Below are 24,762 nucleotides of genomic sequence, written 5' to 3' on the forward strand. Positions count from 1 at the left end.
GTTGCCTTGGGCAATGCCGCGCGAACGGGCTCAGGCCCGGCGGCCGTCCACGGCAGGGGACAGCGCGCGCTGGCGATCGAACAGCGGCAGGGTCAGCCCGCACAAGGGGCCGATGAACACGGCGAAGGCCAGCGTGCCCCAGCCGACGTTGCCGCCCAGCCACCACCCCAGCAGCAGCGCGCTGGCTTCTATCAGGGTGCGCACTTTCCAGATCGGCCAGCCGGTACGTGCATGCAACCCGGTCATCAGGCCGTCGCGCGGGCCCGGACCGAATCGGGCGCCGATGTAGAGGCCGGTGGCCAGCGCCATCAGCAGCAGGCCGGCGGCGAACAGCAGGACCTGCCAGACCAGGCCACTGGCCGGCGGCAGCAGGTTCAGGCCGAGCTGCGCGCTGGGGCCGATCAACAGCACGTTGAGTACCGTGCCCAGCCCGGGGCGTTGGCGCAGCGGCAGCCACATCAGCAGCACCGCCACGCCGATCAGGTTGGTGACCCAGCCGAACGACAGCCCGCTGCGCAGGGAAACGCCCTGGCTGAGCACGTCCCACGGGGCGATGCCGATGCTGGCACGGATCATCAGCGCCGAGGCGATGCCGAACAGGAACAGCCCGAGCAGCAGTTGCAGCAGGCGCGGAAAGAACAGGCGGGGCATGGCGTCAACCAGTGGCGGGCCGCCGCGCGTGCGACGGCCCTGCAGGAGGGGAGGCGGCATCGTCCGGCGACACCGCCTGGCAGGCTGCAACGCGGCGGGGTCAATCCCAGCCTTCCAGCGCCAGTTTGCCGATGGTGCGGCCGGACTCGAGCTGCTGGTGCGCCTGGCGCAGGTTCCGGGCGTTGATGCTGCCGAGCCGCCCGGTCAGCGTGGTGCGCAGTTCGCCGGCATCGATCAGGCTGGCAGCGCGGGTCAGGATGCGGTGCTGCTCGATCATGTCGGCGGTGCGGAAGCGGGCACGGGCGAACATCATTTCCCAGTGGATGCCGATGCACTTGGCCTTGTAGGGGTCGCCGATGCGCAACGCGCCGGACGGCTCGACGATCAGGCCGACATGACCCTGCGGCGCCAGCAGCTCGCCGAGCTGCTGCCAGTACAGGTCGGTGTCGGCCAGGTTCAGTGCCGCATCCACCTGGGTGATGCCCAGTGCCTGCAGTTGCGGGGCCAGCGGCTGGCGATGGTCGATTACATGTTCGGCCCCCATCTGCCGGCACCACTGCACGCTGGCCTCGCGCGAGGCGGTCGCCACCACGGTGAAGCCGGCGTGCCGGCCCAGCTGGATCGCGATCGAGCCGACGCCGCCGGCGCCGGCGATCACCAGCAGGGTCCTGCCGGCATTGCGGCGGCCATCCAGCTGGAACGGCATACGCTGGAACAGCAGCTCCCAGGCGGTCAGGGTGGTCAGCGGCAGCGCGGCGGCTTCGGCGAAGTCCAGCGTGGTGGGCTTGCGCCCGACCAGGCGTTCGTCGACCAGCTGCAGCTGCGCGTTGCAGCCGGGGCGGGTCACGTCACCGGCGTAGTACACCTCGTCGCCGACCTCGAACGCGGTGACCTCCGGGCCGACCGCCACCACCGTGCCGGCGGCGTCGAAGCCCAGGATGCGGGCCGGGCTTTCCTCACCGGCCTTGGGGGCGCGCAGCTTGGTATCCACCGGATTGACCGATACCGCCTGTACCTGGACCAGGATGTCATGTCCCTGCGGGCTGGCAGGCGGGTCCACGGACAGGTCCTGCAGCGAATCGGGATCTTCGATGGGCAGGTAACGGGTCAGGCCGATCGCTTTCATGCGGGAAAGTTCCGTTGCAGGGGGGATCGCCGGATCATACTCAGCAAACGGTTCAGCTGGCGGTAACTGCGACGGCATCCCAGTATTTTCACGGGCTTAACGGACGAAATTGACCGCATTGCAGCAAAAAGCCGGGAAACCCTGCTGTGTCAGGCTCTTGCACGGGTTGATGAAGCTGTATACGGTGCGCTCAGCCGGACACGTAGAGGTCTGGTGGTCGCGCAATTTGTTATATGACCGTTAACATCGCCTTCACGGCCCAGCGCATAATGTGCACCGCGATGGCGTGCGGAAACGGCCGTCTCTGAACGCGACGAACGATATCGCTGTGCTGGACCATGCCTCTACCGGTTTCATACCCCCGAAACAAGGAGCTGTATTTCATGAACAAGAAGATCCTTACCGCCGCACTGCTCGGTGGTCTGGCTTTCGCCCAGGCCGCTTCGGCCCAGGAATTCGACGACCGCTGGTACCTGACCGGTTCGGCCGGCTTCAACTTCCAGGACGGCGATCGCGGCACCAACGACGCCCCGTTCGCCACGCTGGGCCTGGGTAAGTTCATCAGCCCGAACTGGTCGCTGGACGGTGAGCTGAACTACCAGAACCCGAACTTCGACGAAAACCAGAACAAGAACTGGTCGCAGTACGGCATTTCGCTGGACCTGCGTCGCCACTTCATCCAGGAAGGCCGTGGCTGGAACCCGTACCTGCTGGCAGGCCTGGGCTACCAGAAGTCTGAAGAAGAGTACCTGACCCAGGCCGGCAACCTGCTGGACCGCAAGGACGGCAACCTGGCCGCCAAGGTCGGCGTCGGTCTGCAGACCACCTTCGAAAAGCGTGTTGCCGTTCGTGCCGAACTGGCCTACCGCGCTGACTTCGACGACAAGAGCATCGCTCCGTCGCTGGCTGGCGACGACCAGGATTGGTTCGGCGACGTGCTGGCTTCGGTCGGCGTCGTGATCCCGCTGGGCCCGGCCCCGGTTGCCGCTGTTGCTCCGGCCCCGGCTCCGGTCGCCCCGAGCTGCGCTGACCTGGATGACGACGGTGACGGCGTCAACAACTGCGACGACAAGTGCCCGAACTCGCAGCCGGGTCAGACCATCGGTCCGGACGGTTGCCCGGTGCCGGTCTCCATCGACCTGAAGGGCGTGAACTTCGACTTCGACAAGGCCACCCTGCGTCCGGACGCTGTTGCGATCCTGAGCGAGGCCACCGAGATCCTGAAGCGTTACCCGGATCTGCGCGTTGAAGTTGCCGGTCACACCGACTCGAAGGGTACCGACGCTTACAACCAGAAGCTGTCCGAGCGCCGCGCCAAGGCCGTGTACGACTACCTGACCACCAACGGTGTGTCGGCTTCGCGTCTGCAGGGCCCGATCGGCTACGGCGAGAGCCGTCCGATTGCTCCGAACACCAATGCTGATGGTTCGGACAACCCGGAAGGTCGCGCCAAGAACCGCCGCACCGAGCTGAACGTCCAGAACTGATCGGACGCTTCACTTGATGCAATGCAAGGCCCGGCGAAAGCCGGGCCTTGTTTTTTTTGCGCCGGCACCGTGCATGGCATGACGTGGATCGCAGTCAGCCGCAGACAGCTGCACGTAGCGGTTGAAAGCGATGCGGGGGCTGCCTACACTCGCCGCGTTCTCTTCGCTAATGGAATTGCTGATGCTGCGTATCGCCCTGGCTGGTCTTGTCGTGCTGGCCGCTGTGCCGGCCGCCCACGCAGCAGTGGATTGCTCGGCGCCGTCGATGCAGCCTGCTCCGCTGCCGGCCACGGTGATCGCCCCGGTTGCCTCGGAGCTGTACGTGCGCCCGGGCCAGCTGGGCATGCCGTCCGGCGTGCTGAGTTCGGCCGGTGGCGAGGAGCAGTCGTTGGACCGCGTGCTGATGCGCCTGCGCGTGGAAAGCTGCAACAACGTCGCCAGCGCGATCCCGGCCCGCCCGGCGATCAATGCCAATGACCCGGCCGCCTACAAGCCGCAGACCGAGTTCGACAACACGCCGTGGCGCTTTGACATGAGCCAGAACGGCAAGCGCATGACCGCCGAGGAGTTCGATGCCTGGATGAAGGCACGTGGCGTGCGCGTGGTCAAGGCGCGCCCGGCCCCGGATGCGGCCACCACCGCCGAGGCGGCACCGGCAGCGCAGCCGGCCACCGAAACCAAGTAAGGACGAAGGCGCCGTGCGCCGCTGCTGATGCGTCCGCGCAAGCCCACGTCTTCCCCGAACGTCCGCCCGGCCAAGCCAGGCGGGCGTTTGCATTCGGCCAAGGGCGCCGCGGCGACGCAGGTGCGGCACGGACTGGCGCGGGTGCTGTCCAAAGCCGGGGTGTGCTCGCGCAGCGAAGCGGCCCGGCGCGTGCTGGAGGGGCGGGTGCGCGTGGATGGGCGCCTGGTGCGCGACCCGGAGTTCCCCGTGGTTGCCGGACGCCACGTGGTGCTGCTCGATGGCCAGCCGCTGGTGGCGGAAAGGCGCATCTACATCGCCCTGAACAAACCGCGCGGCCTGGTGACCACAGTGCAGGACGAGCAGGGCAGGCAGACGGTATACCAGTGCTTCGACGGGGCGGGCTTGCCGTGGTTGGCGCCGGTCGGGCGCTTGGACAAGGCCAGCGAAGGGCTGCTGTTCTTCAGCAATGACCCGGAGTGGGCCGCGCGCCTGACCGATCCGGCGACGGGGCCGTTGAAGACCTATCGCGTGCAGATCGACGGCGTGCCGGATGCGGCGCAGCTGGCACGCATGCACGAAGGGATCGACGATGCCGGTGAACACCTTGCCGCGCATTCGGTGCAGGTGCTGCAGCAGGGCGGACGCAACGCCTGGCTGGAAGTGGTGCTCGACGAAGGCCGCAACCGGCATATCCGCCGGCTGCTCAAGGTGCTGGGCTTCGACGTGCTGCGGTTGATGCGGGTGGCGATCGGCCCGGTGCAGCTGGGGACGCTGGGCAAGGGGCAGTGGCGGGAACTGGATGCCGCGGAGCTGAATGCGCTACGTGCGCCTGGCGACTGATTTATTCCATAAAATTCAGTGAAATAGCTGGATTTGTTGCAGTGATGGATTAGACTGGCCCTCGGTTTTCCAGAGGTGATGGTCATGCAAGCTCTTATCCGCGTATCCGGAGTGTCGGTGTTGATGGGTTCGTTGGCGGCGATGGTGGGTTGCGCGTCGTCGGGCAAGCCGGTGGCACAGGTCGAGGAAAAGCCGATCACGGTGACCGTGCAGGAACCGACCGCCGAGAAAGATGCCTTGGGCAATTACCGGTTCCTGATGCAGCAGGGCGAGAACAGGATGAGCGCCGACCAGTTCGACGCCTGGATGAAGGCCAACGGCATCCGCGTGGCCAAGGGCGCGCCAGCGGCGGACGCGGCGGCCAAGAACTGATGCAGGTGAGGGCCTGGTGTGACGGGCCAGGCCTGGCATGCGATGCCCGGGCAAATCGGCAAGGCTCCAGCGGAACCCGGCGCCGCACCAGCAGTAAAAAAGCAGGCGCCCTGGGGCGCCTGTTTTCGTTTGTCGCGGTGGGGCCGGATCAGCCCTTGATCACGCCCAGTTCCTTGCCGATGCGGGTGAAGGCATCGATCGCGCGATCCAGGTGGGCGCGGCTGTGCGCGGCGCTGATCTGGGTGCGGATGCGCGCCTGGCCCTTCGGCACCACCGGGAAGAAGAAGCCGATCGCGTAGATGCCTTCTTCCAGCAGGCGCTGCGCGAACTTCTGCGCCAGCGGCGCGTCGTACAGCATCACCGGGCTGATCGGATGCACGCCCGGCTTCACGTCGAAACCGGCGGCGGTCATCCTTTCGCGGAAATACGCGGTGTTCTCGCGCAGGGTGGCACGCAGGTCGTCGGCGGCGGCCAGCATCTGGAAAGCCTTGATGCCGGCGGCCACCACGTGCGGTGGCAGCGAGTTGGAGAACAGGTACGGGCGCGAGCGCTGGCGCAGCAGTTCGACCACTTCGGCGCTGGCGCAGGTGAAGCCACCCAGTGCACCGCCCATGGCCTTGCCGAGGGTGCCGGTGATGATGTCGATCTTGTCGAGCACGCCCTTCACCTCGGCCGAGCCACGGCCGGTGTCGCCGAGGAAGCCGGTGGCGTGGCATTCGTCGATGTGCACCAGCGCGTTGTACTTCCTGGCCAGCGCGGTGATTTCGTCCAGCGGCGCGATGAAGCCGTCCATCGAGAACACGCCGTCGGTGGTGATCAGCTTGGTCTTGCAACCCGCAGCGTCGGCGGCCTGCAGCTGGGCTTCCAGGTCGGCCATGTCGCAGTTGGCGTAGCGGAAGCGCTTGGCCTTGCACAGGCGCACGCCGTCGATGATCGAGGCGTGGTTGAGCGCGTCGGAGATGATCGCGTCGTTCTCGCCCAGCAGCGGTTCGAACAGGCCGCCGTTGGCGTCGAAGCAGGCGGCGTAGAGGATGGTGTCGTCCTTGCCGAAGAACTCGGCGATCTGCTTCTCCAGCTGCTTGTGCAGGTCCTGGGTGCCGCAGATGAAGCGCACCGAGGCCATGCCGAAGCCGTGCGTGTCCAGCGCATCCTTGGCCGCCTGGATCAGGTCCGGGTGGTCGGCCAGGCCCAGGTAGTTGTTGGCGCAGAAGTTCAGCACGCTGCGGCCGTCGTCCAGGGTGATTTCGGCCGACTGCGGGCTGGTGATGATGCGTTCGGACTTGAACAGCCCCTGCGCGCGGATGGTGTCCAGTTCCTCGGCGTAGTGCCGGGTGAGCGGGGAGGTGTTCGCGGTTGCGGTCATGGCAGGGTCTTGCGGCGGAAAGGAACGCCGATTTTACCGGCACCGGGGTGAGCGCGGCGGGCGTCATGCGCGATGGCTATAAGCGCCGCGCCGGAAGTCATTTCTCCCCGGACGTGTGCGCCCGCAGCATCAGCAGCCTGCCCAATGCCCGCCAGGAGCCGTCGATGACCGCCCCACGCCCCCTGTTCACCCTGCCGACCAGGAAGCTGTTGTCCCTCAGCCTGGCCCTGGCGGTGTGTGGCGCCTGGTCATCGGCACAGGCGCAGCAGTTGACGGTCGAGCAGCTGCAGCAGCGTCTGGAGCGTCTGGAGCGTCTGGCCGGGGTGTCCGACGACACGCCGGCCGAAGGTGCCGGTCTGGCCGATCTGGACCGGCGTCTGCGCATCATCGAGCGCCGTCTGGAGCTGCAGGAAGAGGAGCGCGTGGCCGCAGCCAAGGCGGCGCCCAAGATCACCGTTGATCAGAAGGGGGCGTCGTTCAAGTCCGGCGACGGCAACTACGAGCTGAAGCTGCGCGGCCTGTTGCAGGGTGATGCCCGCGTGTTCGTCGGCAACAGCAGTCAGAACGACACCTTCCTGCTGCGCACCGCACGACCGATCTTGGAAGGTTCGCTGGGCAAGCGGGTGGCTTATCGCTTCACCCCGGAGTTCGCCGGAGACAGCGCCACCATCGTGGATGCCTATGCGGATCTGCGGTTCGATCCGGCCTACACGTTGCGGGTGGGCAAGTTCACCTCACCGGTCGGGCTGGAACGCCTGCAGTCGTCGGCCGCGTTGGTGGACGTCGAGCGGGCGCTGGTCAGCGAGCTGGCGCCCAACCGTGACCTGGGCGTGCAGCTGCAGGGTGAGCTGGGCAAGGGCCGTTTCAGTTACGCGGTGGGCGTGTTCAACGGCACGGTCGATGGCCGTGATGCGGTGACCAGCAATCCGGACGATGATTTCGAGTATGCCGGCCGCGTGTTCTTCGAGCCGCTCAAGGGCACGGACAGCGCGTGGTCAAGACTGGGCTTCGGCCTGGGGGCCAGCGCCGGGCAGAAGCATGGCAGCGGCAACAACTTCCTGCCGCGCTACCGCTCGCCCGGCCAGGCGACGTTCTTCAACTACCGCAGCGCGGTGATCGCCGACGGCGACACGCTGCGCTGGTCGCCGCAGGGATGGTTCTACCGCAATGGCTTCGGCCTGCAGGCCGAGTACATCGTCTCGCGGCAGGAAGTGGCGCGGGATGCACGGCGCACGGCGATGGAACACCGCGCCTGGCAGGCCACGGCCAGCTACGTGCTGAGCGGCGAGGACGCCAGCTACCGCGGAGTGACACCGTCGCGCCCGTTTGGCGTCAACGGCGGACTGGGTGCGTTCGAGCTCACCGCGCGCTATGGCGAACTGGAGATCGACGAGGCGGCATTCCCGTTCTACGCCGATCCGGCTACCTCGGCCTCGCACATCCGCGCGTGGACGGTGGGGGCGAACTGGTACCTGACGCCGAACCTCAAGCTGGCCACCAACTACCTGCAGAGCCGCTTCGATGCCACTGCCGGCGCCGCACGGCTGCCGGATGAAAAAGCCGTTTTCTCGCGCCTGCAAGTTTCCTTCTGACGGAGAGCCTTCGTGAAGCATTCCTTCCTCCCCCGCATCGGCGTGGCCACGCTGGCCCTGCTGTTGACCCTCGGAGCCGGCACCGCCGTCGCGCGTGACGTGCAGTTGCTCAACGTTTCCTACGACCCCACCCGCGAGCTGTACCGTGATTTCAACGCCGCCTTCGCCCAGCACTGGAAGGAAACCAAGGGCGACACCGTCAGCATCGAAACCTCGCATGGCGGCTCGGGCAAGCAGGCGCGCGCGGTGATCGATGGCATCGAGGCCGATGTGGTGACGCTGGCTTTGGCCTATGACGTCGATGCGATCGCCGACAAGGCCAAGCTGCTGCCGGCGAACTGGGAAAGCCGCCTGCCGGACAACAGCGCGCCGTACACCTCCACGATCGTGTTCCTGGTGCGCAAGGGCAACCCGAAGGGCATCCGCGATTGGCCGGACCTGCTGCGCAGCGGCGTGTCGGTGGTGACGCCGAACCCGAAGACCTCCGGCGGCGCGCGCTGGAACTACCTGGCCGCGTGGGCCTATGCCGACCATATCTTCAAGGGCGACCGCGACAAGGTGCTGAACTACATGCGCGCGTTGTTCCGCAACGTGCCGGTGCTCGATACCGGCGCGCGCGGCGCGACCACCACGTTCGTGCAGCGCGGCATCGGCGACGTGCTGCTGGCCTGGGAGAACGAGGCCTTCCTGGCGCAGGAAGAACTGGGCCCGGACAAGTTCGAGATCGTGGTGCCGCGCCAGTCGATCCTGGCCGAACCGTCGGTGGCGCTGGTGGACCGCAACGTCGACCGCCATGGCACCCGCGAGGTGGCGCAGGCCTACCTGCAGTACCTGTACTCGCCGGAAGGGCAGCGCATCGCCGCCCGCCATTACTACCGGCCGCGCAACCCGCAGTACGCCGCGCCGGCCGACATCGCGCGCTTCCCGCAGGTGCAGCTGGTCACCATCCGCCAGGCGTTCGGCTCCTGGGAACTGGCACAGGCCGAGCACTTCGCCGACGGTGGCCTGTTCGACCAGATCCAGGCGAGCAAGTAAGCGGTGGCCGCAAGCGCTGAAGCACTGCCGCCGCGCGTGCGGCGCCCGCGCCGGGTCCTGCCTGGCTTTGGCCTTGGGATGGGCGTGACGCTGTTCTGGCTGGGCCTGATCGTGCTGATCCCGTTGGCCGGCGTGTTCCTCAAGGCCTCCGGACTGGGGTTGGCCGGGATCTGGCAGATCTGGACCGAGCCGCGCGTGCTGGCCGCGCTGCGCCTGAGCTTCGGCACGGCCTTTGCCGCCGCTGCGTTCAACACGGTGATGGGGACATGGGTGGCGTGGGTGTTCGTGCGCTATTCGTTCCCAGGCCGGCGCGTGTGCGACGCGATGATCGACCTGCCTTTCGCATTGCCGACCGCGGTGGCCGGCATCGCTCTGACCGCCTTGTACGGCGGCCAGGGCTGGGTGGGCCAATGGCTGGAACCGCTGGGCCTGAAGGTCGCCTACACGCCGCTGGGCATCGTCGTGGCGCTGGTGTTCGTCGGCCTGCCGTTCGTGGTGCGGATCGTGCAGCCGGTGCTGGCCGAGGCCGAGCGCGAGCTGGAAGAGGCGTCGGCGACCTTGGGTGCCTCGCGCCTGCAGACCATCACGCGGGTGGTGGTGCCGACATTGTGGCCGGCGATGCTGACTGGGTTCGCGCTGGCCTTCGCACGCGGCGTGGGCGAGTACGGCTCGGTGATCTTCATCGCCGGCAACCTGCCCAACCGTACCGAGATCGCGCCGCTGCTGATCACCATCCGCCTGGAAGAGTTTGATTACGCCGGCGCCACCGCGATTGCCGGGGCGATGCTGTTGCTGTCCTTCGCGGTGCTGTTGCTGGTCAACAGCCTGCAGGCCTGGCTGCAACGGCGGGGCACGCGATGAACGAACAGGTCCTGGAGTTGCCGGTGCAGGTGGAGCAGGGTGAAAAGGTGCGTGCGCGGCAGCAGGTGACCAGCGAGCCGCGCGGGGTGCAGGTGCTGTTGATCCTCGGTGCGCTGGGGTTCCTGCTGTCGTTCCTGCTGCTGCCGTTGCTGCTGGTGTTCGTCGAAGCGCTGCGTGGGGGCGTGCATGCGTTCTGGGTGGCGATCAGTGAGCCCGATGCGTTGTCGGCGGTGAAGCTGACCTTGCTCGTCACCGCGATCGTGGTGCCGTTGAACCTTGTGTTCGGCGTGGCGGCGGCGTGGGTGGTCAGCAAGCACAGCTTCCCGGGCAAGCGCTGGCTGGTGACGTTGATCGACCTGCCGTTCTCGGTGTCGCCGGTGGTGGCGGGGCTGGTGTTCATCCTGCTGTTCGGGCGCGATGGCTGGTTCTGGCCGTTGATCGAGGACGGCCTGCGCCTGCACCTGCCGGTGCTGGGCGACACGCTGTTGCAGCTGCCACGCATCGTGTTCGCCATCCCCGGCATCGTGCTGGCCACGGTGTTCGTGACCTTCCCGTTCATTGCCCGCGAACTGATGCCGCTGATGGAGCAGCAGGGTAGCGACGAGGAACTGGCCGCGTTGACGCTCGGCGCCAACGCCTGGCAGATGTTCTGGAAGGTGACCCTGCCCAACATCCGCTGGGGCCTGCTGTACGGCGTGCTGTTGTGCAGCGCGCGGGCGATGGGTGAGTTCGGCGCGGTGTCGGTGGTGTCCGGCCACATCCGCGGGCGCACCAACACGCTGCCACTGCACGTGGAGATCCTCTACAACGAGTACGCCTACAGCGCGGCATTTGCCTGCGCTTCGCTGCTGGCCGGCACCGCGTTGCTGACGTTGGTGCTGAAGTCTTACCTGGAATGGCGCCACGGCCAATCGCTGTCCGCCGCGCACCGCCACTGAGGAGTCACGATGAACATCCGCATCCAACACCTGGGCAAGCGTTTCGGTGCGTTTCCGGCACTGGATGGCGTGAGCCTGGACATCCGCAGCGGCGAGCTGCTGGCGCTGCTGGGCCCGTCCGGCTCGGGCAAGACCACGCTGCTGCGCGCGATCGCCGGACTGGAGCAACCCGAGCAGGGGCAACTGCTGTTCGATGGCGAGGACGCCACCAACCTGAGCGTGCAGGCACGCCGGGCCGGCTTCGTGTTCCAGCACTACGCGCTGTTCAAGCACCTGGACGTGCGCGGCAACATCGCCTTCGGGCTGGAGGTGCGGCGCGGTGCCGAGCGCTGGCCGAAGGCGCGCATCAACGCGCGGGTGGAGGAACTGCTGTCGCTGGTGCAGCTGGAAGGCTTGGGCGGGCGCTATCCGGCGCAGCTGTCCGGCGGCCAGCGCCAGCGCGTGGCCCTGGCCCGCGCATTGGCCATCGAGCCGCGGGTGCTGCTGCTCGATGAGCCGTTCGGTGCGCTGGATGCGCAGGTACGGCGTGACCTGCGCCGTTGGCTGCGCGAGATCCATGATCGCACCGGCCTGACCACCGTGTTCGTCACCCACGACCAGGAAGAAGCACTGGAGCTGGCCGACCGCGTGGCGATCCTCAACCGGGGCCGTATCGAACAGGTCGGTACGCCCGGCGAGGTCTACGACCGGCCGGCGTCGCCGTTCGTGTATGGCTTCGTCGGCGAGGCCAACCGCTTGCCGGCGCGGTTGCAGGGGCCGGTGCTGGAGGTGGCGGGCGCGCGGTGGCCGCGGACGGCGGCGCTGCCGGATGCCGAGGCGCTGGAGGTCTTCGTGCGGCCGGAGGATCTGGTGGTGGACGCCGAGGGCGACTGGCCCGCCACGGTCGGCTCGGTGCAGCGCAGCGGGCCGCGGCAACGGCTGCGGGCGCAGCTGCAGGGAAGCGCGGCGGACGTGGAGGTCGAACTGCCGCCCGGCAGCCCGGTCTATGCCTCCGGGCAGGCCATCCGGTTGGCGGCGCGCCGCTACGGTGTGTTCGCCGCCGAAGGCGGCTGAACAGGGCAGGGGCGTGTGCGTGGGGGCGGTGGATGTTGCATCGCAATATCATTGTGGTTAAAAATTCGTGAACCGGCGCTGCCGCCGGCCGACGCCCCCCACTGCCTGGAGATCCGCATGATGCACAGCAAGCGCCTTGTCGCCGTAGCCTGCGCCGCCCTGTTGTCCGTTCCGTTCGCCGTCTGCGCCCAGGAGAGCGAGGAGTCGAGCTCCCCGTTCAGCCTTACCTACGGCGTGACCACCGACTACGTGTTCCGTGGCGTGTCGCAGAGCGACAACAGCGCTGCCTTCCAGGCCGGTGCCACCTACACCGCTCCGTTCGGCCTGTATGCCGGTGTGTGGGGCTCCAACGTCGATTTCGGCGAGGGCGGCCCGAACTTCGAAGTCGACTACACCGTCGGCTGGAACAAGGACCTGTCCGACAGCTGGAACCTGGACCTGGGCGTGAACCGCTACACCTACGTCGGTTCGTCTTCCGGCTACGGCAACATCGACTACAACGAATACCTGGCCAAGGTGACCTGGAACGGCCCGGTGACCGTCAGCGGCCTGCTCGGCTATGCCGACGACTACAGCAACAGCGACGCCAAGCAGACCTACAGCGCCGTGGAAGCCAGCTATGACATCGGCGATACCGGCTTCTCGGTCGGCGCCTCGGTGGGCTACACCACCATCAAGGCCAAGGAAAACGAATGGCCGCGCCGCTCGGACTACTACGATGGTTCGGTGTCGGTCTCCAAGGGCTTTGGCCCGGCCACCGCCACCCTGGGCTATTACGACACCTTCGGTTCGGACGCGCCGGCGCTGCGCCGCGAGTCGGACACCTACAAGCCGGGCGTGGTGTTCACCATCGCCGTCGACGTGCCCTGATCCACCTCGGGCCGTGAATGAAAAGGGCGCCGCAAGGCGCCTTTTTCATGGGTGCGGCAGGAGCGGCCCTGGCCGCGAAGCACGCGTCACTGGCCTGATGGGCATGGCAGCGATCGGGAGGGGCATCGGCTTCGCGGCCAAGACCGTTCCTGCCAAAACGAAAGGCGCCTTGCGGCGCCTTTCGTGTGCATCGCGCTGGCGATCAGTTCCAGCTCAGCACGACCTTGCCGGCCTTGCCCTGTTCCATCAGGTCGAAACCTTCCTGGAAGCGGTCCACCGGCAGCTGGTGGGTCATCACCTTGCCGAGCGGGAAGCCGGACAGCACCAGCTGGGTCATCTTGTACCAGGTCTCGTACATCTTGCGGCCGTAGATGCCCTGCACGGTCAGGCCCTTGAAGATGATCTTGTCCCAGTCACAGCCGGCGCCCTTGGGCATGATGCCGAGCATGGCGATCTTGCCGCCGTGGTACATGCAGTCGAGCATGTCGTTGAACGCGCGCGGGTTGCCGCTCATTTCCAGGCCCACGTCGAAGCCCTCCATGTGCAGTTCCTTCATCACGTCCTTGAGCGACTGGTTGGCGACGTTGACCACGCGGGTGGCGCCCATGTCGGCGGCCAGCTTCAGGCGGAAATCATTGACGTCGGTGACCACCACGTTGCGCGCGCCGATATGCTTGCAGATGCCGGCGGCGATGATGCCGATCGGGCCGGCACCGGTGATCAGCACGTCCTCGCCGATCACGTCGAATTCCAGCGCGCAGTGCGCGGCGTTGCCGTACGGGTCGAAGAAGGCGGCCAGCTCGGACGGGATCTGGTCCGGGATCGGCCACAGGTTGCTGGCCGGCATCACCATGTACTCGGCGAAGGCGCCGTTGACGTTGACGCCGATGCCGACGGTGTTCGGGCACAGGTGCGGGCGGCCGCCACGGCAGTTGCGGCAGTGGCCGCAGACGATGTGGCCCTCGGCCGAGACGCGCTGGCCGATCTCGTAGCCGGTCACGCCCGGGCCGATTTCGGCAATGCGGCCGACGAACTCGTGGCCGATGGTCAGGCCCGGCTTGATCGTGCGCTGGCTCCACTCGTCCCACAGGTAGATGTGCAGGTCGGTGCCGCAGATGGCGGTCTTCTCCAGCTTGATCAGCACTTCGTTCGGGCCGGGCGTGGGCACCGGCACCTCTTCCATCCAGATGCCCTTGGTCGCTTCGCGCTTCACCAGCGCCTTCATCGTCTGTGCCATTGCAGGAAAACCGCAGTGTGAAAAAGAGCCGCGATTATATGCCCGACGCCGTAACCGCCCCGTACTGACCGATGGCAGGGGAAGCTGGCGGTTCCAATCGTTACAATCGGCCGTTCCAACCTTTCGGAACTGCCTCATGCGCGTGAATTTGCTTGCGTTTTCCATCGTCGCCGGGCTGGGCATGGCCCAGGCCGCTCAGGCCGCTGAAGGCATGTGGGTGCCGCAGCAGTTGCCGGAGATCGCCGGCCCGCTCAAGCAGGCCGGCCTGAAGCTGGACCCGGAACAGCTGGCCAACCTGACCGGCGACCCGATGGGCGCGGTGGTCGCGCTGGGTGGCTGCACCGCCAGCTTCGTCTCGCCGCAGGGCCTGGTGGTCACCAACCACCACTGCGCCTACGGCTCGATCCAGCTGAATTCGACCGCCGAGAAGAACCTGATCAAGGATGGCTTCAACGCGCCGACCCAGCAGGACGAGCTGAGCGCCGGCCCGAACGCCCGCATCTACGTGCTCGATGACATCACCGACGTCACCGCGCAGGCCAAGGCTGCCATCGCCGGCGCCGGCCGCGACCCGCTCAAGCGCACCGAGGCGCTGGAAGCGCTGGAAAAGCGCCTGATCGCCGAGTGCGAAAGCGACGACGCCTACAGCTGCACCCTGTACAGCTTCTCCGGCGGCAACACCTACCGCCTGTTCAAGAACATGGAAATCAAGGACGTGCGCCTGGCCTATGCGCCCCCGGGCAGCGTCGGCAAGTTCGGTGGCGACATCGACAACTGGATGTGGCCGCGCCACACCGGTGACTTCTCGTTCTACCGCGCCTACGTCGGCAAGGACGGCAAGCCGGCCGCGTTCGCCGCCGACAACGTGCCGTACCAGCCCAAGCATTGGCTGAAGCTGGCCAACCAGCCGCTGGGCGAGGGTGACTTCGTGATGGTGGCCGGCTACCCGGGCCGCACCGACCGCTACGCGCTGGTCAGCGAGTTCGAGAACACCGCCAACTGGACCTACCCGAGCATCGCCAAGGCCTACAAGGAACAGATCGCGATGGTCGAGGCGGCCAGCAAGGACAACCCGGACATCGCGGTGAAGTACGCCGCCAGCATGGCCGGCTGGAACAACACCAGCAAGAACTACGACGGCCAGCTGGACGGCTTCAAGCGCAACAACGTGCTGGCGCACAAGCAGCGCGAGGAAGCGGCGGTGCTGGAATGGCTGCGCGGGCGCGGCGCCGCCGGCCAGCCGGCGGCCGATGCCTACGCCCAGCTGCAGGCACTGGGCCTGCAGTCGCGCGCCAACCAGGCCCGTGACCTCAACCTGGCCATGCTCAACCGCACCGGTACGCTGGGCACCGCCGTGCGCCTGTACCGCCTGGCCATCGAGAAGGCCAAGCCGGACGCGCAGCGCGAAGAGGGCTACCAGGAGCGTGACCTGCCGGCTATCGAAGGTGGCCTGAAGCAGATGGACCGCCGCTACGTGGCGGCGATGGACCGGCAGTTCCAGCAGTACTGGCTGCAGCAGTACGCGCAGTTGCCGGCCAACCAGCACCTGGCCGCGTTCGATACGTGGATCGGTGGCACCGACGCCGCTGCGGTCAACGCGACCGTCGCGCGCCTGGACGGCTCCAAGCTGGGCAACCTGGACGAACGCCTGAAGTGGCTCAACGCCGACAAGGCCGCCTTCGAGGCCAGCACCGACCCGGCCATCCAGTACGCGGTGGCGGTGATGCCGGCACTGCTGGAGATCGAGCACCAGCGCAAGGTGCGTACCGGTGAGGAACTGGTGGCGCGTCCGCTGTTCCTGCAGGCGGTCGCCGACTACAAGAAGAGTCAGGGCGAGTTCGTCTACCCGGACGCCAACCTGTCGCTGCGCATCACCTTCGGCAACGTGAAGGGTTACACCGGCCTGGATGGCAAGGTGCAGCCGTCCTTCACCAATGTCGAAGGCGTGGTCGCCAAGGAAACCGGTGCCGATCCGTTCGATTCGCCGAAGGCATTGATCGATGCGGTCAAGGCCAAGCGTTACGGCGGCTTCGAGGATGCCCGCCTGGGCAGCGTGCCGGTGAACTTCCTGTCCGACCTGGACATCACCGGCGGCAACTCCGGCTCGCCGGTGCTCGACGCGCACGGTCGCCTGGTCGGCCTGGCCTTCGACGGCATCTGGGAATCGGTCGCCAGCAACTGGGTGTTCGACCCGGTGATGACCCGCATGATCTCGGTGGACGAGCGCTACATGCGCTGGATCATGCAGGAAGTGGCGCCGGCGCCGCAGCTGCTGAAGGAAATGGACGAAGCGTCGAAGTAAGCGCGCGTCGGTTCGCTTGAATGGAGGCCCGGGCGGGAGACCGCCCGGGCCTTCTGCGTGTGGGGCAGGGGGCTCCGGCCGCCGTCACCTGCCTCAGCGATACGGCCCGGGGCCACGCCACAGCAGTTCACCGTAGCGGTAGACGTACATCACGATGACGAAGTCGCGTGCGTCGCCGATGTCCTTCAGCTCGGGTGAGCCGGCCGGCACCATGCGGCACTTGCTGGAGCCGCGGCGCAGGGCGACTTCGGCCGGGCAGACCATCAGGTAGGTGGTGCCGGGCAGCGGGATGGAGAGTTCCGTCTTGCCTTGCTCCATCCAGGTGCGCAGCTTGGTGTCGCTGATCAGGTCGTAGATGATCTGGTAGCCGCCCACTTCCATGGAGGGCTCGCCGCCGCTGCGGTCGACGCGGTTGCCGGTGCGGTTGCCCATGCCGCTGGAAACCCCGTCTTCCGGGACGGTGGGCTTCTCCACCCAGCCGGGTGGGCGCCCGGTCCAGGTCTGCGGACGGCGTTGCACGCTGTCGGAGGGGGCTTCCGCCGTCGCCGGGGTGGCCTGAGCCTGCGCCTGCACCGGTGCCTGCGTATTGTCCGGTTCCGGAGCGCTGGGCGGCTCGATGTAACGGGCCTCGGGCACCGGCTTGCGGTCCTCGCTGCGGCGCTGGGCCAGCGGCTTGGGCTGCGCGCGCGGGGTGGTGCTGGGCTTGGGCTGCGGCGGCTTCTGGGCCGGTCGCGGCGATGGCGGTGCTTCACCGACGAAATCGACCTTGACCCGCCCGCCACCGCCGGAAGCGCCTTGCGGCGAGGAAACCACCGGCGGATTGGAGTGCAGCAGGAGCACCAGCATCAGCAGGTGCAGTTGCAGGCTGATCAGCGCCGCGAACCAGCGATCGCGGCGTTCGTTGCGGAATTCAGCGGGGACGGGAGTCGAAGGTGGGGAAGGGCTGCTCATGCCGCGTCGGGGGCGTGGAGGGTGCTGGCCCTCATGCGACACCGTGGCACCGATAGGGAGCCGTTATCGTACGCGAGGAACAGGCGCGCGACTGTGTCACGCATGTTGTGGTCTGTTGCGGTGATGCGCCGGATCCGGGCGCCGCGGGGGATCCGTATCGAAGGAAACCGTGGGCGGCGTCACCGTCTGCTCGGGCTATGATGCGCCTCCCGCTGCCAGCACCGGGCGGGCCCCACACCCAAGAATGGAACTTGCTGCATGCGCATCCTGCTTGCCCGTCACGGCGAAACGCCGTGGAACGCCGAAGGCCGCTACCAGGGCCAGATCGACATTCCCCTTTCGCCGGTGGGCCAGGCCCAGGCCAAGGCCTTGGGCGAGCGCCTGGCGGATGTGCAGATCACCCGCGCCGTCGCCTCGCCGCTGAGCCGCGCGCAGAGCACGGCCAAGGCCGCGCTGGGCAGCGCCCGCGCGGAGATGTTGCTGACCGAGCCGGACCTGCAGGAAATCGCCCATGGCGAGTGGGAAGGCCTGCTCGCCAGCGAGATCCACGACAAGGATCCGGCCCGCCTGCGCGCCTGGCGCGAGGAGCCGGATACCGTGCTGATGCCGGGCGGCGAATCGCTGCGCCAGGTGCTGGACCGCAGCTGGCGCGGCCTGGCCAAGGCCGCCGAAGGCCTGGGCGAGGACGACACGTTGCTGGTCGTTGCCCATGACGCGGTCAACCGGGTGATCCTGTGCAAGGTGTTGGGCCTGCCGATCGCCAAGCTGTGGACCTTCCGCCAGGCCCCGACCACGTTGAATCTGCTGGAAGGTCCGGACGTGGAGCATCTGGAAGTGGTGCGCCTGAATGATTGCGCGCATCACACCCCGTTCTTCGGCGAGGCCAAGCACCGCGCGCTGTAAAGCCACGTCACCCTGACCCAGCCCGGCACTGCTGCTCTGCCCCCTCCCTTTGCCGCGGGCAAGGGGAGGGCGGGGGAGGGGTGCCTGGGGTGTCATCGGCCATACCCGTGCCGAACGTGGTCCGCACGGCGGGATGGGGGGCATCGGAAAGGCCCGCTGTATCATGGACGCCTTTCCCGCGCGCAACGCGCTGCCGGCCGTCGCGCCGGCCCATGATCCGAGAACGTCCCGCATGTCTTCCGCACGTCCCGCCACGCTTGGCCAGTGGCTCACCCATATCGAACAGCAGCACCCGCAGTCCATCGCGATGGGGCTGGAGCGCGTGCGCGAGGTCGCCGCACGCATGCAGTTGGGGCAGCCAGGCAAGCGCAGCATCGTGGTCGGCGGGACCAACGGCAAGGGCTCGACCGTGGCCTTCATCGAATCCATCGCCCGAGCCGCCGGCTGGAAGGTGGGGGCTTACACCTCGCCGCACCTGCTGGCCTACAACGAGCGCGTGCGCATCGATGGCGCCGACGTTGACGATGCCACCCTGGTGGCGGGTTTCAACGCGGTCGAGGATGCCCGCGGCGACACCCCGCTGACCTATTTCGAATACGGCACCCTGTGCGCGCTGTGGGTGTTCGCGCAGGCGCAGCTGGATCTGGCCGTGCTGGAAGTCGGCCTGGGCGGGCGCCTGGACGCGGTGAACCTGATCGATGCCGATGTCTCGGTGATCACCACGGTGGACATCGACCACGCCGATTGGCTGGGCACCGACCGCGAGGCCATCGGCGAGGAAAAGGCCGGCATCCTCCGTGGCTGGAAGCCGGTGATCCTGGGAGAGATCGACCCGCCCTCCAGCGTGCTGCGGCGTGCCTACGTGCTGGGCGCCAACGCGATCCGCTTCGGCAGCGACTTCTTCGCCGAGCCGATCGATGCCGAACGCTGGCGCTGGCGTGATGTCTCCTTCCGCATCGAACTGCCGCAGCCGGCGCTGTGGGCACCGATCCAGCGCAACAACGCCGCCACCGCCATCGCCGCGCTGCGCGCGTTGGACAAGCCGGTGCCGCGCGCTGCCTGGGCACAGGGCGTGGCGGGGGCGGCCATCGATGGCCGCCTGCAGCGCTTCCAGCGCAAGGGCGTGGAAGTGCTGGTCGACGTCGGCCACAACCCGCAGGCCGCCGCCGCGCTGGCCGCGGCGTTGAAGTCGCAGCCGGTCGCTGGCCGTACCCTGGCGGTCTATGCCGCGCTGGCCGACAAGGACGCCGAGGGCGTGGTGCAGGCCCTGCACGCGCAGGTCGATGGCTGGTTCCTGGCCGGGCTGGACGGCGCGCGTGGACAGAGTGCGGCGCAGTTGCAGCAGCGCCTGCAGCAGACCCCGGCAGCGTCGGCGTCCTTGTCCAAGGACGTGGCGACGGCCCTGAATGCGGCATTGGCACAGGCGGCCGAGGGTGACCGGGTGCTGTTGTTCGGTTCGTTCCACACCGTCGCCGACGCCCTGCCATTGCTTCGTTCAGCTGGCTGAGGCCGTGCGCCGAACGCCACGCATATAATCGCCGGGGCATTCCGCCACGCCGCTCGTAAGCCATCTGTGGATACTCCTCTGAAACAGCGACTGATTGGTGCCATCGTTCTGGTGGCTTTGGCCGTGATCTTCCTGCCCATGCTGGTCAAGGGGCCGGCACCGGACAGCGGTGTGCAGGATGTCCCGCTGCAGGCGCCCGAGGCCCCGGCCGCGGGCCAGTTCGAAACCCGTGAGCTGCCGCTGGTCGCACCGAGCGTACCGGCCGGCGGGGCACTGGGCATGCCGGCCACCGCCCCGGAAACCGCTACCGCCCAGGCGCCGGCCACGCCGCCGGCCAATGGCCTGCCCGCGGCCGTGGCGGCAGGCAACTACGCGGTCAATTTCGGTGCCTACGCCACCCAGGCCGATGCCGATGCGGTGATCGCGCACCTGAAGAAATCCAACCTGCCGGGTTTCAGCCAGGCCGACACCATCAACGGTCGCCCGGCATGGCGCGTGCGCATCGGGCCGTACGCCGACCGCGCCCAGGCCGAACTGGTGCGACTGGAAGCAGGCAAGGTCCGCAACGACGTCAATGCGCAGGTGGTGGTGCTCAATGCCGCGGCCGAGACCCCGGCGGCACCGAGCACCGCGACCGCGGCGCCTGCGCCGGCCCCGGTGCGCAGCGAGCCGCTGCCGGCCGAGCCGGCACGCCCGGTGGCCGCCACGCCGCGTCCGGAGCCCAAGCCGGAAGCCCCCAAGCCGGCGGCCCCGAAACCCGAGGCCCCCAAGCCGGTGGCGACCACCCCGGCGCGTCCTGACGTGCGCACACCGGCCGCCCCGGCCGCCAGCAACGTCGGTTTCGCGGTGCAGCTGGGCGCGTTCTCGCAGCCGACCGAGGCCAATGCGCTGCGTGACCGCGTGCGCGCGGCCGGCTTCAGCGCCTTCGTCGAGCAGGTGCGTACCGACAACGGCACGCTCAACCGCGTCCGGGTCGGGCCGGTGTCCAGCCGCGCCGAGGCCGACCAGCTCAAGGCCCAGGTGGCCGCCAAGGTCGGCATCCCGGGTATGGTCCGTCCGCATCCCTGATGCGAGCGATGACTGCCGTCCCGGCCCATACCGCGCCGGGACCGGACCGGGCCTGTCGTGATTGACCTGATCCTGCTGGCCGTGATCGCCCTGTCGGCCCTGATCGGGCTGATGCGCGGCCTGCTGGCGACCGTGCTGGGCGTGGTGTCCTGGGTTGTCTCGGGCTGGGCGGCGTTCCATTTCGGTGAACAGGTGGCGCGGGTGCTGTCCGGTGGCAGTCAGCCCACCGCCGGTGAGTACGCCGGCGGCTACGTGCTGGCCTTCGTCGGTGCGCTGCTGGCGTTGATGCTGCTGGGCATGGCGCTGCGCGGCCTGGTCGATTCCACGATCCTGCTGAAGTGGCCGGACCGCCTGCTGGGCTTCGGCCTGGGCGTGGTCCGCGGCGTGCTGCTGGCGGTCCTGGTGGTGCTGGTGCTGGGCTTCACCTCGATGCCCGGCAAGCCGGAATGGCAGCAATCGGTGTTGTTGCCGCCGCTGCAGCCGATGGTGGGCTGGCTGCGTGGAAAACTGCCGCAGCCGCCGGACCTGACTGAATTGCCGCACGACGTGCTGATGGACTTGGGCAAGTCGGTGCTGGCAGGCGATAATGCGCGACCGAACGAGACAGACGCGGGCAGCGGACAGCCGCCAGCCGGGCAGCCCGGCGCAGGTGGGTCCGTGGACCCGGCGGGGGCGTTGCCCTCCAACATCGATCCGGCGCAGGTGCGCCCGGGTCACCCCGACTCCACGCGGGACGGGGCACAGGGCCAGGCACGGCCACCTTCACGTTAACCGGGCGCCTGCGCCCAGCGGAGATCGCGCAACATGTGTGGCATCGTCGGAATCGTCGGCAACCAGAACGTCGCCGGGCAGCTTTATGACGGCCTGACCGTCCTCCAGCATCGCGGCCAGGATGCCGCGGGTATCGCCACCGCAAACGGCACCCGCCTGCGCGTGGAAAAGGGCAACGGCCTGGTCCGTGACGTGTTCGACGAGCGTCGCATGGGGCTGCTGCAGGGCCGTATCGGCATCGCCCACGTGCGCTATCCCACCGCCGGCTCGGAAGGCACCGACGAGGCGCAGCCGTTCTACGTCAACTCGCCATACGGCATCGCGCTGGCGCACAACGGCAACCTGATCAACACCGAGGCACTGCGTCGCCAGGTGTTCGAGGCCGACCGCCGCAACATCAACACCGATTCGGACAGCGAAGTACTGCTGAACGTGTTCGCCTACGAGCTGGACGCGCAGCGCATGCTCACCCCGGAAGCAGCGATCCGCGCCGTGGCCGGCGTGCACCGTCGCTGCAAGGGCGGCTACGCGGTGGTCAGCGTGGTGTTGGGCCTGGGCCTGGTGGCCTTCCGCGACCCGCACGGCATCCGTCCGCTGGTGCTGGGAAAGCGCAGCCACGCCGAAGGCGACGAGTACGTGGTGGCCTCCGAGTCGGTGGCGCTGGACGTGCTCGGCTTCGAGCGCGTGCGCGACGTGGCCCCGGGCGAAGCGGTGGTCATCACCGAACGCGGCGAGCTGTTCACCGAGATCTGCGCGACCAACACGCAGCAGACCCCGTGCATCTTCGAGTACGTGTACTTCGCACGCCCGGATTCGATGATCGACAACGTCTCGGTGCACAAGGCGCGCATGCGCATGGGCCAGAAGCTGGGCGAGAAGATCCTGCGCCTGCGCCCGGACCACGACATCGACACCATCATCCCGATCCCCGACACCTCGCGCGATGCCGCGCTGGAAATCTCCAACGTGCTCGGCGTGAAGTACCGCGAGGGCTTCGTCAAGAACCGTTACGTCGGCCGTACCTTCATCATGCCGGGCCAGGGCGAGCGGGTGAAGTCGGTGCGCCGCAAGCTCAACCCGATCCACCTGGAGTTCCGCAACCGCGTGGTGCTGCTGGTCGACGACTCGATCGTGCGTGGCACCACCAGCCAGCAGATCGTGCAGATGGCGCGCGACGCCGGTGCACGCAAGGTCTACCTGGCCAGCGCCGCACCGCCGGTGCGCCACCCCAACATCTACGGCATCGACATGCCGGCGGTGGAGGAACTGGTCGCCAACCAGCGCAGCGTCGAGCAGATCGAGCAGCACCTGGGCTGCGACTGGCTGGTCTACCAGGACCTGGAAGACCTGGAAGCGGCCGTGCGCGAAGGCAACCCGGAGCTGAAGGAGTTCGACTCCTCCTGCTTCAACGGCCACTACGTCACCGGCATCGAGCCGGGCTACTTCGAGCGCATCCAGCAGTTGCGTTCGGACGAAGCCAAGACGCTGCGCCGCGCCTGATGCGCCTGGGCCCCTCTCCCTGCGGGAGAGGGGTTGGGGAGAGGGCAGAACAGAAGCGGCACCATGCGAGCACCCATGAACCCGCAACAAGCACAGCCTGCAGTTGCAGGCACAACATTCCTGCCACCGCCCGAAGCTGCCGGTTTTTCACTGCTCGACGCCGCCTGCATCTGCTTGGCCGCCGCCGACCCGCTAGAGAAAGTCGCGCTCACCCAGCACTACGCCGCGCGTTTTCGCAGCGGCACCCTGAAGCTGCCCGCGCACGCCCCCGATCCCGAGCCGATCCGCATGCCGGGCCGGCCGGCGCAGCTGGTGCTGGTGCATCCGCGTGACCTGCCGCGCCGTGGCCTGGGCTCGGTGGAAGGGCGTGCTGCCTTCATCCATGCCATCGCCCACATCGAACTCAACGCAATCGACCTGGCCTGGGATGCGGTGTATCGCTTCCGCGGGCTGCCCGGCAGCTTCCACGCCGACTGGGTGAGCTGCGCCGATGACGAATCGCGCCACTTCATGCTGCTGCGCGAGCGCCTGCTGGCGCATGGCCATGACTACGCCGATTTCCCCGCCCACAACGGGCTGTGGGAAATGTGCGAGAAGACCGCGCATGACGGCCTGGCGCGCATGGCCCTGGTGCCGCGCGTGCTCGAGGCGCGCGGCCTGGATGTCACCCCGGCGATGATCACCAAGCTGCGTTCGCTCGGCGACGAGGCCACCGCCGACGTGCTGGAAGTGATCCTGCGCGAGGAAGTGGCGCATGTCGCCGCCGGTTCGCGCTGGTACCGCTGGTACTGCGAACGCGCCGGCGTCGAGCCACGCGCGCGTTTCAAGCAGTTGCTGCGCGAGTACGCCGGTGGCTACCTGCATGGCCCGTTCAACATCGAGGCCCGCCTGCTGGCCGGCTTCGACGAGGACGAGCTGGCCAACCTGGTCGAGCAGGCCGGCTGAGACTGGCGCGCGGACAGGGGAGGGATCCCGTCACCCGCCGGGTGGGAGCATCGCCCGATGAAGCAGGATTTCAGCGCCCGTCCGATTGACGCCAGTCACGTGCCGTCACAGGCTGGGATGCGAAGGTAGCCACCTTCACCGCTGCCCAACCAAGGAGAAAATGGATGAAGCAGGCATACATGGGACTCGTGCTTCTGGCCACGTTGGCCGCTTGCAGCCAGCCGGCGCCGCCGGTGGCTGAAACCCCCGCGCCAGCCCCGGCCCCGGCGGCAGAGCCGGTCGTCGCGGCAAGCACTGACTTCCCGCAGGTGCTGCAGGCATCGGGCACCGAGCCGTTCTGGGGCGTGCGCGTGGAAGGTAGCAAGCTGGACTACACCACGCCGGAGACGCAGGACGCGCCGCGTCATTTCGAAGGTGCGCGCAGCCTGGTCGACGGGCTGCTGCAGGTGCAGGGCGGCGAGGGCGACAACGCATTCCGCCTGACCATCGAACGGGCGACCTGTTCGGACGGCATGTCCGACCTCAACCACCCGTTCACCGCTGAGTTCGTGCTGGGCAAGGACACCTTCAAGGGCTGCGCCCGCGATCCGGCCGTGCCGGTGAAAGCGCCCTGACGCCTGCTGTCACGCCACCTGAGTGATGCTTTGCCCCTCCCTTTGCCGCAGGCAAGGGCGCAGGGGTGGGGAGGGGGCTCTGGACGTGGGC

The 24,762-nt window shown here is 67.8% G+C and carries 23 protein-coding genes; 18 read left to right on the forward strand and 5 right to left on the reverse strand.

Translation table 11 applies throughout. The annotated features are described in order from the left end of the window. Positions 1-30: 30 nt before the first annotated feature. Together ATCM_RS01640 and ATCM_RS01645 are read right to left on the reverse strand one after the other, a co-directional pair. Positions 31-651: a hypothetical protein gene (locus ATCM_RS01640; RefSeq protein WP_132866035.1), complete on the reverse strand. Its 621-nt coding sequence runs from the start codon at positions 649-651 to the stop codon at positions 31-33. A 100-nt stretch (positions 652-751) separates the two neighbouring features. Next, the gene (locus ATCM_RS01645; RefSeq protein WP_132862535.1) at positions 752-1,777 is read right to left on the reverse strand and encodes a zinc-binding alcohol dehydrogenase family protein; all 1,026 of its coding nucleotides are present in this window, start codon (positions 1,775-1,777) and stop codon (positions 752-754) included. Between the two features lie 383 nt (positions 1,778-2,160). On the opposite strand from ATCM_RS01645, the gene ATCM_RS01650 reads away from it, so the two are divergent. From ATCM_RS01650 to ATCM_RS01665, 4 genes are all read left to right on the forward strand, one after another. After that, positions 2,161-3,264 (forward strand): OmpA family protein, encoded by a 1,104-nt coding sequence (locus ATCM_RS01650; RefSeq protein WP_132862536.1) that lies wholly within the window; start codon positions 2,161-2,163, stop codon positions 3,262-3,264. A 181-nt stretch (positions 3,265-3,445) separates the two neighbouring features. Continuing rightward, entirely contained in the window at positions 3,446-3,949 is a 504-nt protein-coding gene (locus tag ATCM_RS01655) for a hypothetical protein (protein ID WP_132862537.1), read from the forward strand. A 120-nt stretch (positions 3,950-4,069) separates the two neighbouring features. Next, the gene (locus ATCM_RS01660; protein WP_243694067.1) at positions 4,070-4,789 is read left to right on the forward strand and encodes a pseudouridine synthase; all 720 of its coding nucleotides are present in this window, start codon (positions 4,070-4,072) and stop codon (positions 4,787-4,789) included. Positions 4,790-4,873: 84 nt separating this feature from the next. Continuing rightward, positions 4,874-5,161: a hypothetical protein gene (locus ATCM_RS01665; protein WP_132862539.1), complete on the forward strand. Its 288-nt coding sequence runs from the start codon at positions 4,874-4,876 to the stop codon at positions 5,159-5,161. Positions 5,162-5,309: 148 nt separating this feature from the next. On the opposite strand, the gene kbl is transcribed toward ATCM_RS01665, so the two are convergent. Beyond that, positions 5,310-6,524: a glycine C-acetyltransferase gene (gene kbl, locus ATCM_RS01670; protein ID WP_132862540.1), complete on the reverse strand. Its 1,215-nt coding sequence runs from the start codon at positions 6,522-6,524 to the stop codon at positions 5,310-5,312. A 65-nt stretch (positions 6,525-6,589) separates the two neighbouring features. Here kbl and ATCM_RS01675 point away from each other — a divergent pair, with 65 nt between their 5' ends. From ATCM_RS01675 to ATCM_RS01700, 6 genes are all read left to right on the forward strand, one after another. After that, positions 6,590-8,116 carry a porin gene (locus ATCM_RS01675; RefSeq protein ID WP_243693937.1) on the forward strand — a complete coding sequence of 509 codons (1,527 nt, stop codon included), beginning with the start codon at positions 6,590-6,592 and terminating at the stop codon, positions 8,114-8,116. Positions 8,117-8,128: 12 nt separating this feature from the next. After that, the gene (locus tag ATCM_RS01680) at positions 8,129-9,151 is read left to right on the forward strand and encodes a sulfate ABC transporter substrate-binding protein (RefSeq protein ID WP_132862541.1); all 1,023 of its coding nucleotides are present in this window, start codon (positions 8,129-8,131) and stop codon (positions 9,149-9,151) included. A gap of 24 nt (positions 9,152-9,175) precedes the next feature. Next, positions 9,176-10,012 (forward strand): sulfate ABC transporter permease subunit CysT, encoded by an 837-nt coding sequence (gene cysT, locus ATCM_RS01685; RefSeq protein ID WP_279432519.1) that lies wholly within the window; start codon positions 9,176-9,178, stop codon positions 10,010-10,012. After that, positions 10,009-10,950, forward strand: coding sequence for a sulfate ABC transporter permease subunit CysW (gene cysW / locus ATCM_RS01690; RefSeq protein ID WP_132862542.1), 942 nt, complete (start codon positions 10,009-10,011; stop codon positions 10,948-10,950). Before cysT ends, cysW begins: the two co-directional genes overlap by 4 nt. 9 nt (positions 10,951-10,959) lie before the next feature. Next, on the forward strand, positions 10,960-12,003 hold the full coding sequence (locus tag ATCM_RS01695; RefSeq protein WP_132862543.1) for a sulfate/molybdate ABC transporter ATP-binding protein: 1,044 nt from the start codon (positions 10,960-10,962) through the stop codon (positions 12,001-12,003). A 117-nt stretch (positions 12,004-12,120) separates the two neighbouring features. After that, complete coding sequence (locus ATCM_RS01700) at positions 12,121-12,873, forward strand: TorF family putative porin (protein WP_132862544.1); 753 nt, start codon at positions 12,121-12,123, stop codon at positions 12,871-12,873. Positions 12,874-13,075: 202 nt separating this feature from the next. On the opposite strand, the gene tdh is transcribed toward ATCM_RS01700, so the two are convergent. Further along, positions 13,076-14,110 (reverse strand): L-threonine 3-dehydrogenase, encoded by a 1,035-nt coding sequence (tdh, locus tag ATCM_RS01705; RefSeq protein ID WP_165931098.1) that lies wholly within the window; start codon positions 14,108-14,110, stop codon positions 13,076-13,078. A gap of 136 nt (positions 14,111-14,246) precedes the next feature. On the opposite strand from tdh, the gene ATCM_RS01710 reads away from it, so the two are divergent. Further along, positions 14,247-16,412, forward strand: a complete 2,166-nt coding sequence (locus ATCM_RS01710) for a S46 family peptidase (protein WP_132862545.1) — start codon at positions 14,247-14,249, stop codon at positions 16,410-16,412. A gap of 93 nt (positions 16,413-16,505) precedes the next feature. On the opposite strand, the gene ATCM_RS01715 is transcribed toward ATCM_RS01710, so the two are convergent. Beyond that, on the reverse strand, positions 16,506-17,363 hold the full coding sequence (locus tag ATCM_RS01715) for a hypothetical protein (RefSeq protein WP_132862546.1): 858 nt from the start codon (positions 17,361-17,363) through the stop codon (positions 16,506-16,508). A 258-nt stretch (positions 17,364-17,621) separates the two neighbouring features. On the opposite strand from ATCM_RS01715, the gene ATCM_RS01720 reads away from it, so the two are divergent. The 7 genes from ATCM_RS01720 (at position 17,622) to ATCM_RS01750 (ending at position 24,671) form a co-directional block, all read left to right on the forward strand. Continuing rightward, entirely contained in the window at positions 17,622-18,266 is a 645-nt protein-coding gene (locus ATCM_RS01720) for a histidine phosphatase family protein (RefSeq protein ID WP_132862547.1), read from the forward strand. Positions 18,267-18,498: 232 nt separating this feature from the next. Continuing rightward, positions 18,499-19,773, forward strand: a complete 1,275-nt coding sequence (folC, locus tag ATCM_RS01725; RefSeq protein ID WP_132862548.1) for a bifunctional tetrahydrofolate synthase/dihydrofolate synthase — start codon at positions 18,499-18,501, stop codon at positions 19,771-19,773. A gap of 66 nt (positions 19,774-19,839) precedes the next feature. Further along, positions 19,840-20,841 carry an SPOR domain-containing protein gene (locus ATCM_RS01730; RefSeq protein ID WP_132862549.1) on the forward strand — a complete coding sequence of 334 codons (1,002 nt, stop codon included), beginning with the start codon at positions 19,840-19,842 and terminating at the stop codon, positions 20,839-20,841. Positions 20,842-20,898: 57 nt separating this feature from the next. Beyond that, positions 20,899-21,612 (forward strand): CvpA family protein, encoded by a 714-nt coding sequence (locus tag ATCM_RS01735; RefSeq protein WP_132862550.1) that lies wholly within the window; start codon positions 20,899-20,901, stop codon positions 21,610-21,612. Between the two features lie 33 nt (positions 21,613-21,645). After that, a complete protein-coding gene (gene purF / locus ATCM_RS01740; protein WP_132862551.1) occupies positions 21,646-23,112 on the forward strand; it encodes an amidophosphoribosyltransferase in 1,467 nt (488 codons plus the stop codon). A 120-nt stretch (positions 23,113-23,232) separates the two neighbouring features. Continuing rightward, positions 23,233-24,057, forward strand: a complete 825-nt coding sequence (locus ATCM_RS01745) for a ferritin-like domain-containing protein (RefSeq protein WP_243694069.1) — start codon at positions 23,233-23,235, stop codon at positions 24,055-24,057. A 179-nt stretch (positions 24,058-24,236) separates the two neighbouring features. After that, on the forward strand, positions 24,237-24,671 hold the full coding sequence (locus ATCM_RS01750) for a hypothetical protein (protein WP_132862553.1): 435 nt from the start codon (positions 24,237-24,239) through the stop codon (positions 24,669-24,671). Positions 24,672-24,762: the final 91 nt, after the last annotated feature.

Origin of the sequence: Stenotrophomonas sp. ATCM1_4, from assembly GCF_004348115.1 — a bacterium.
In the GTDB taxonomy this organism is placed as follows: Bacteria; Pseudomonadota; Gammaproteobacteria; order Xanthomonadales; family Xanthomonadaceae; genus Stenotrophomonas; species Stenotrophomonas capsici.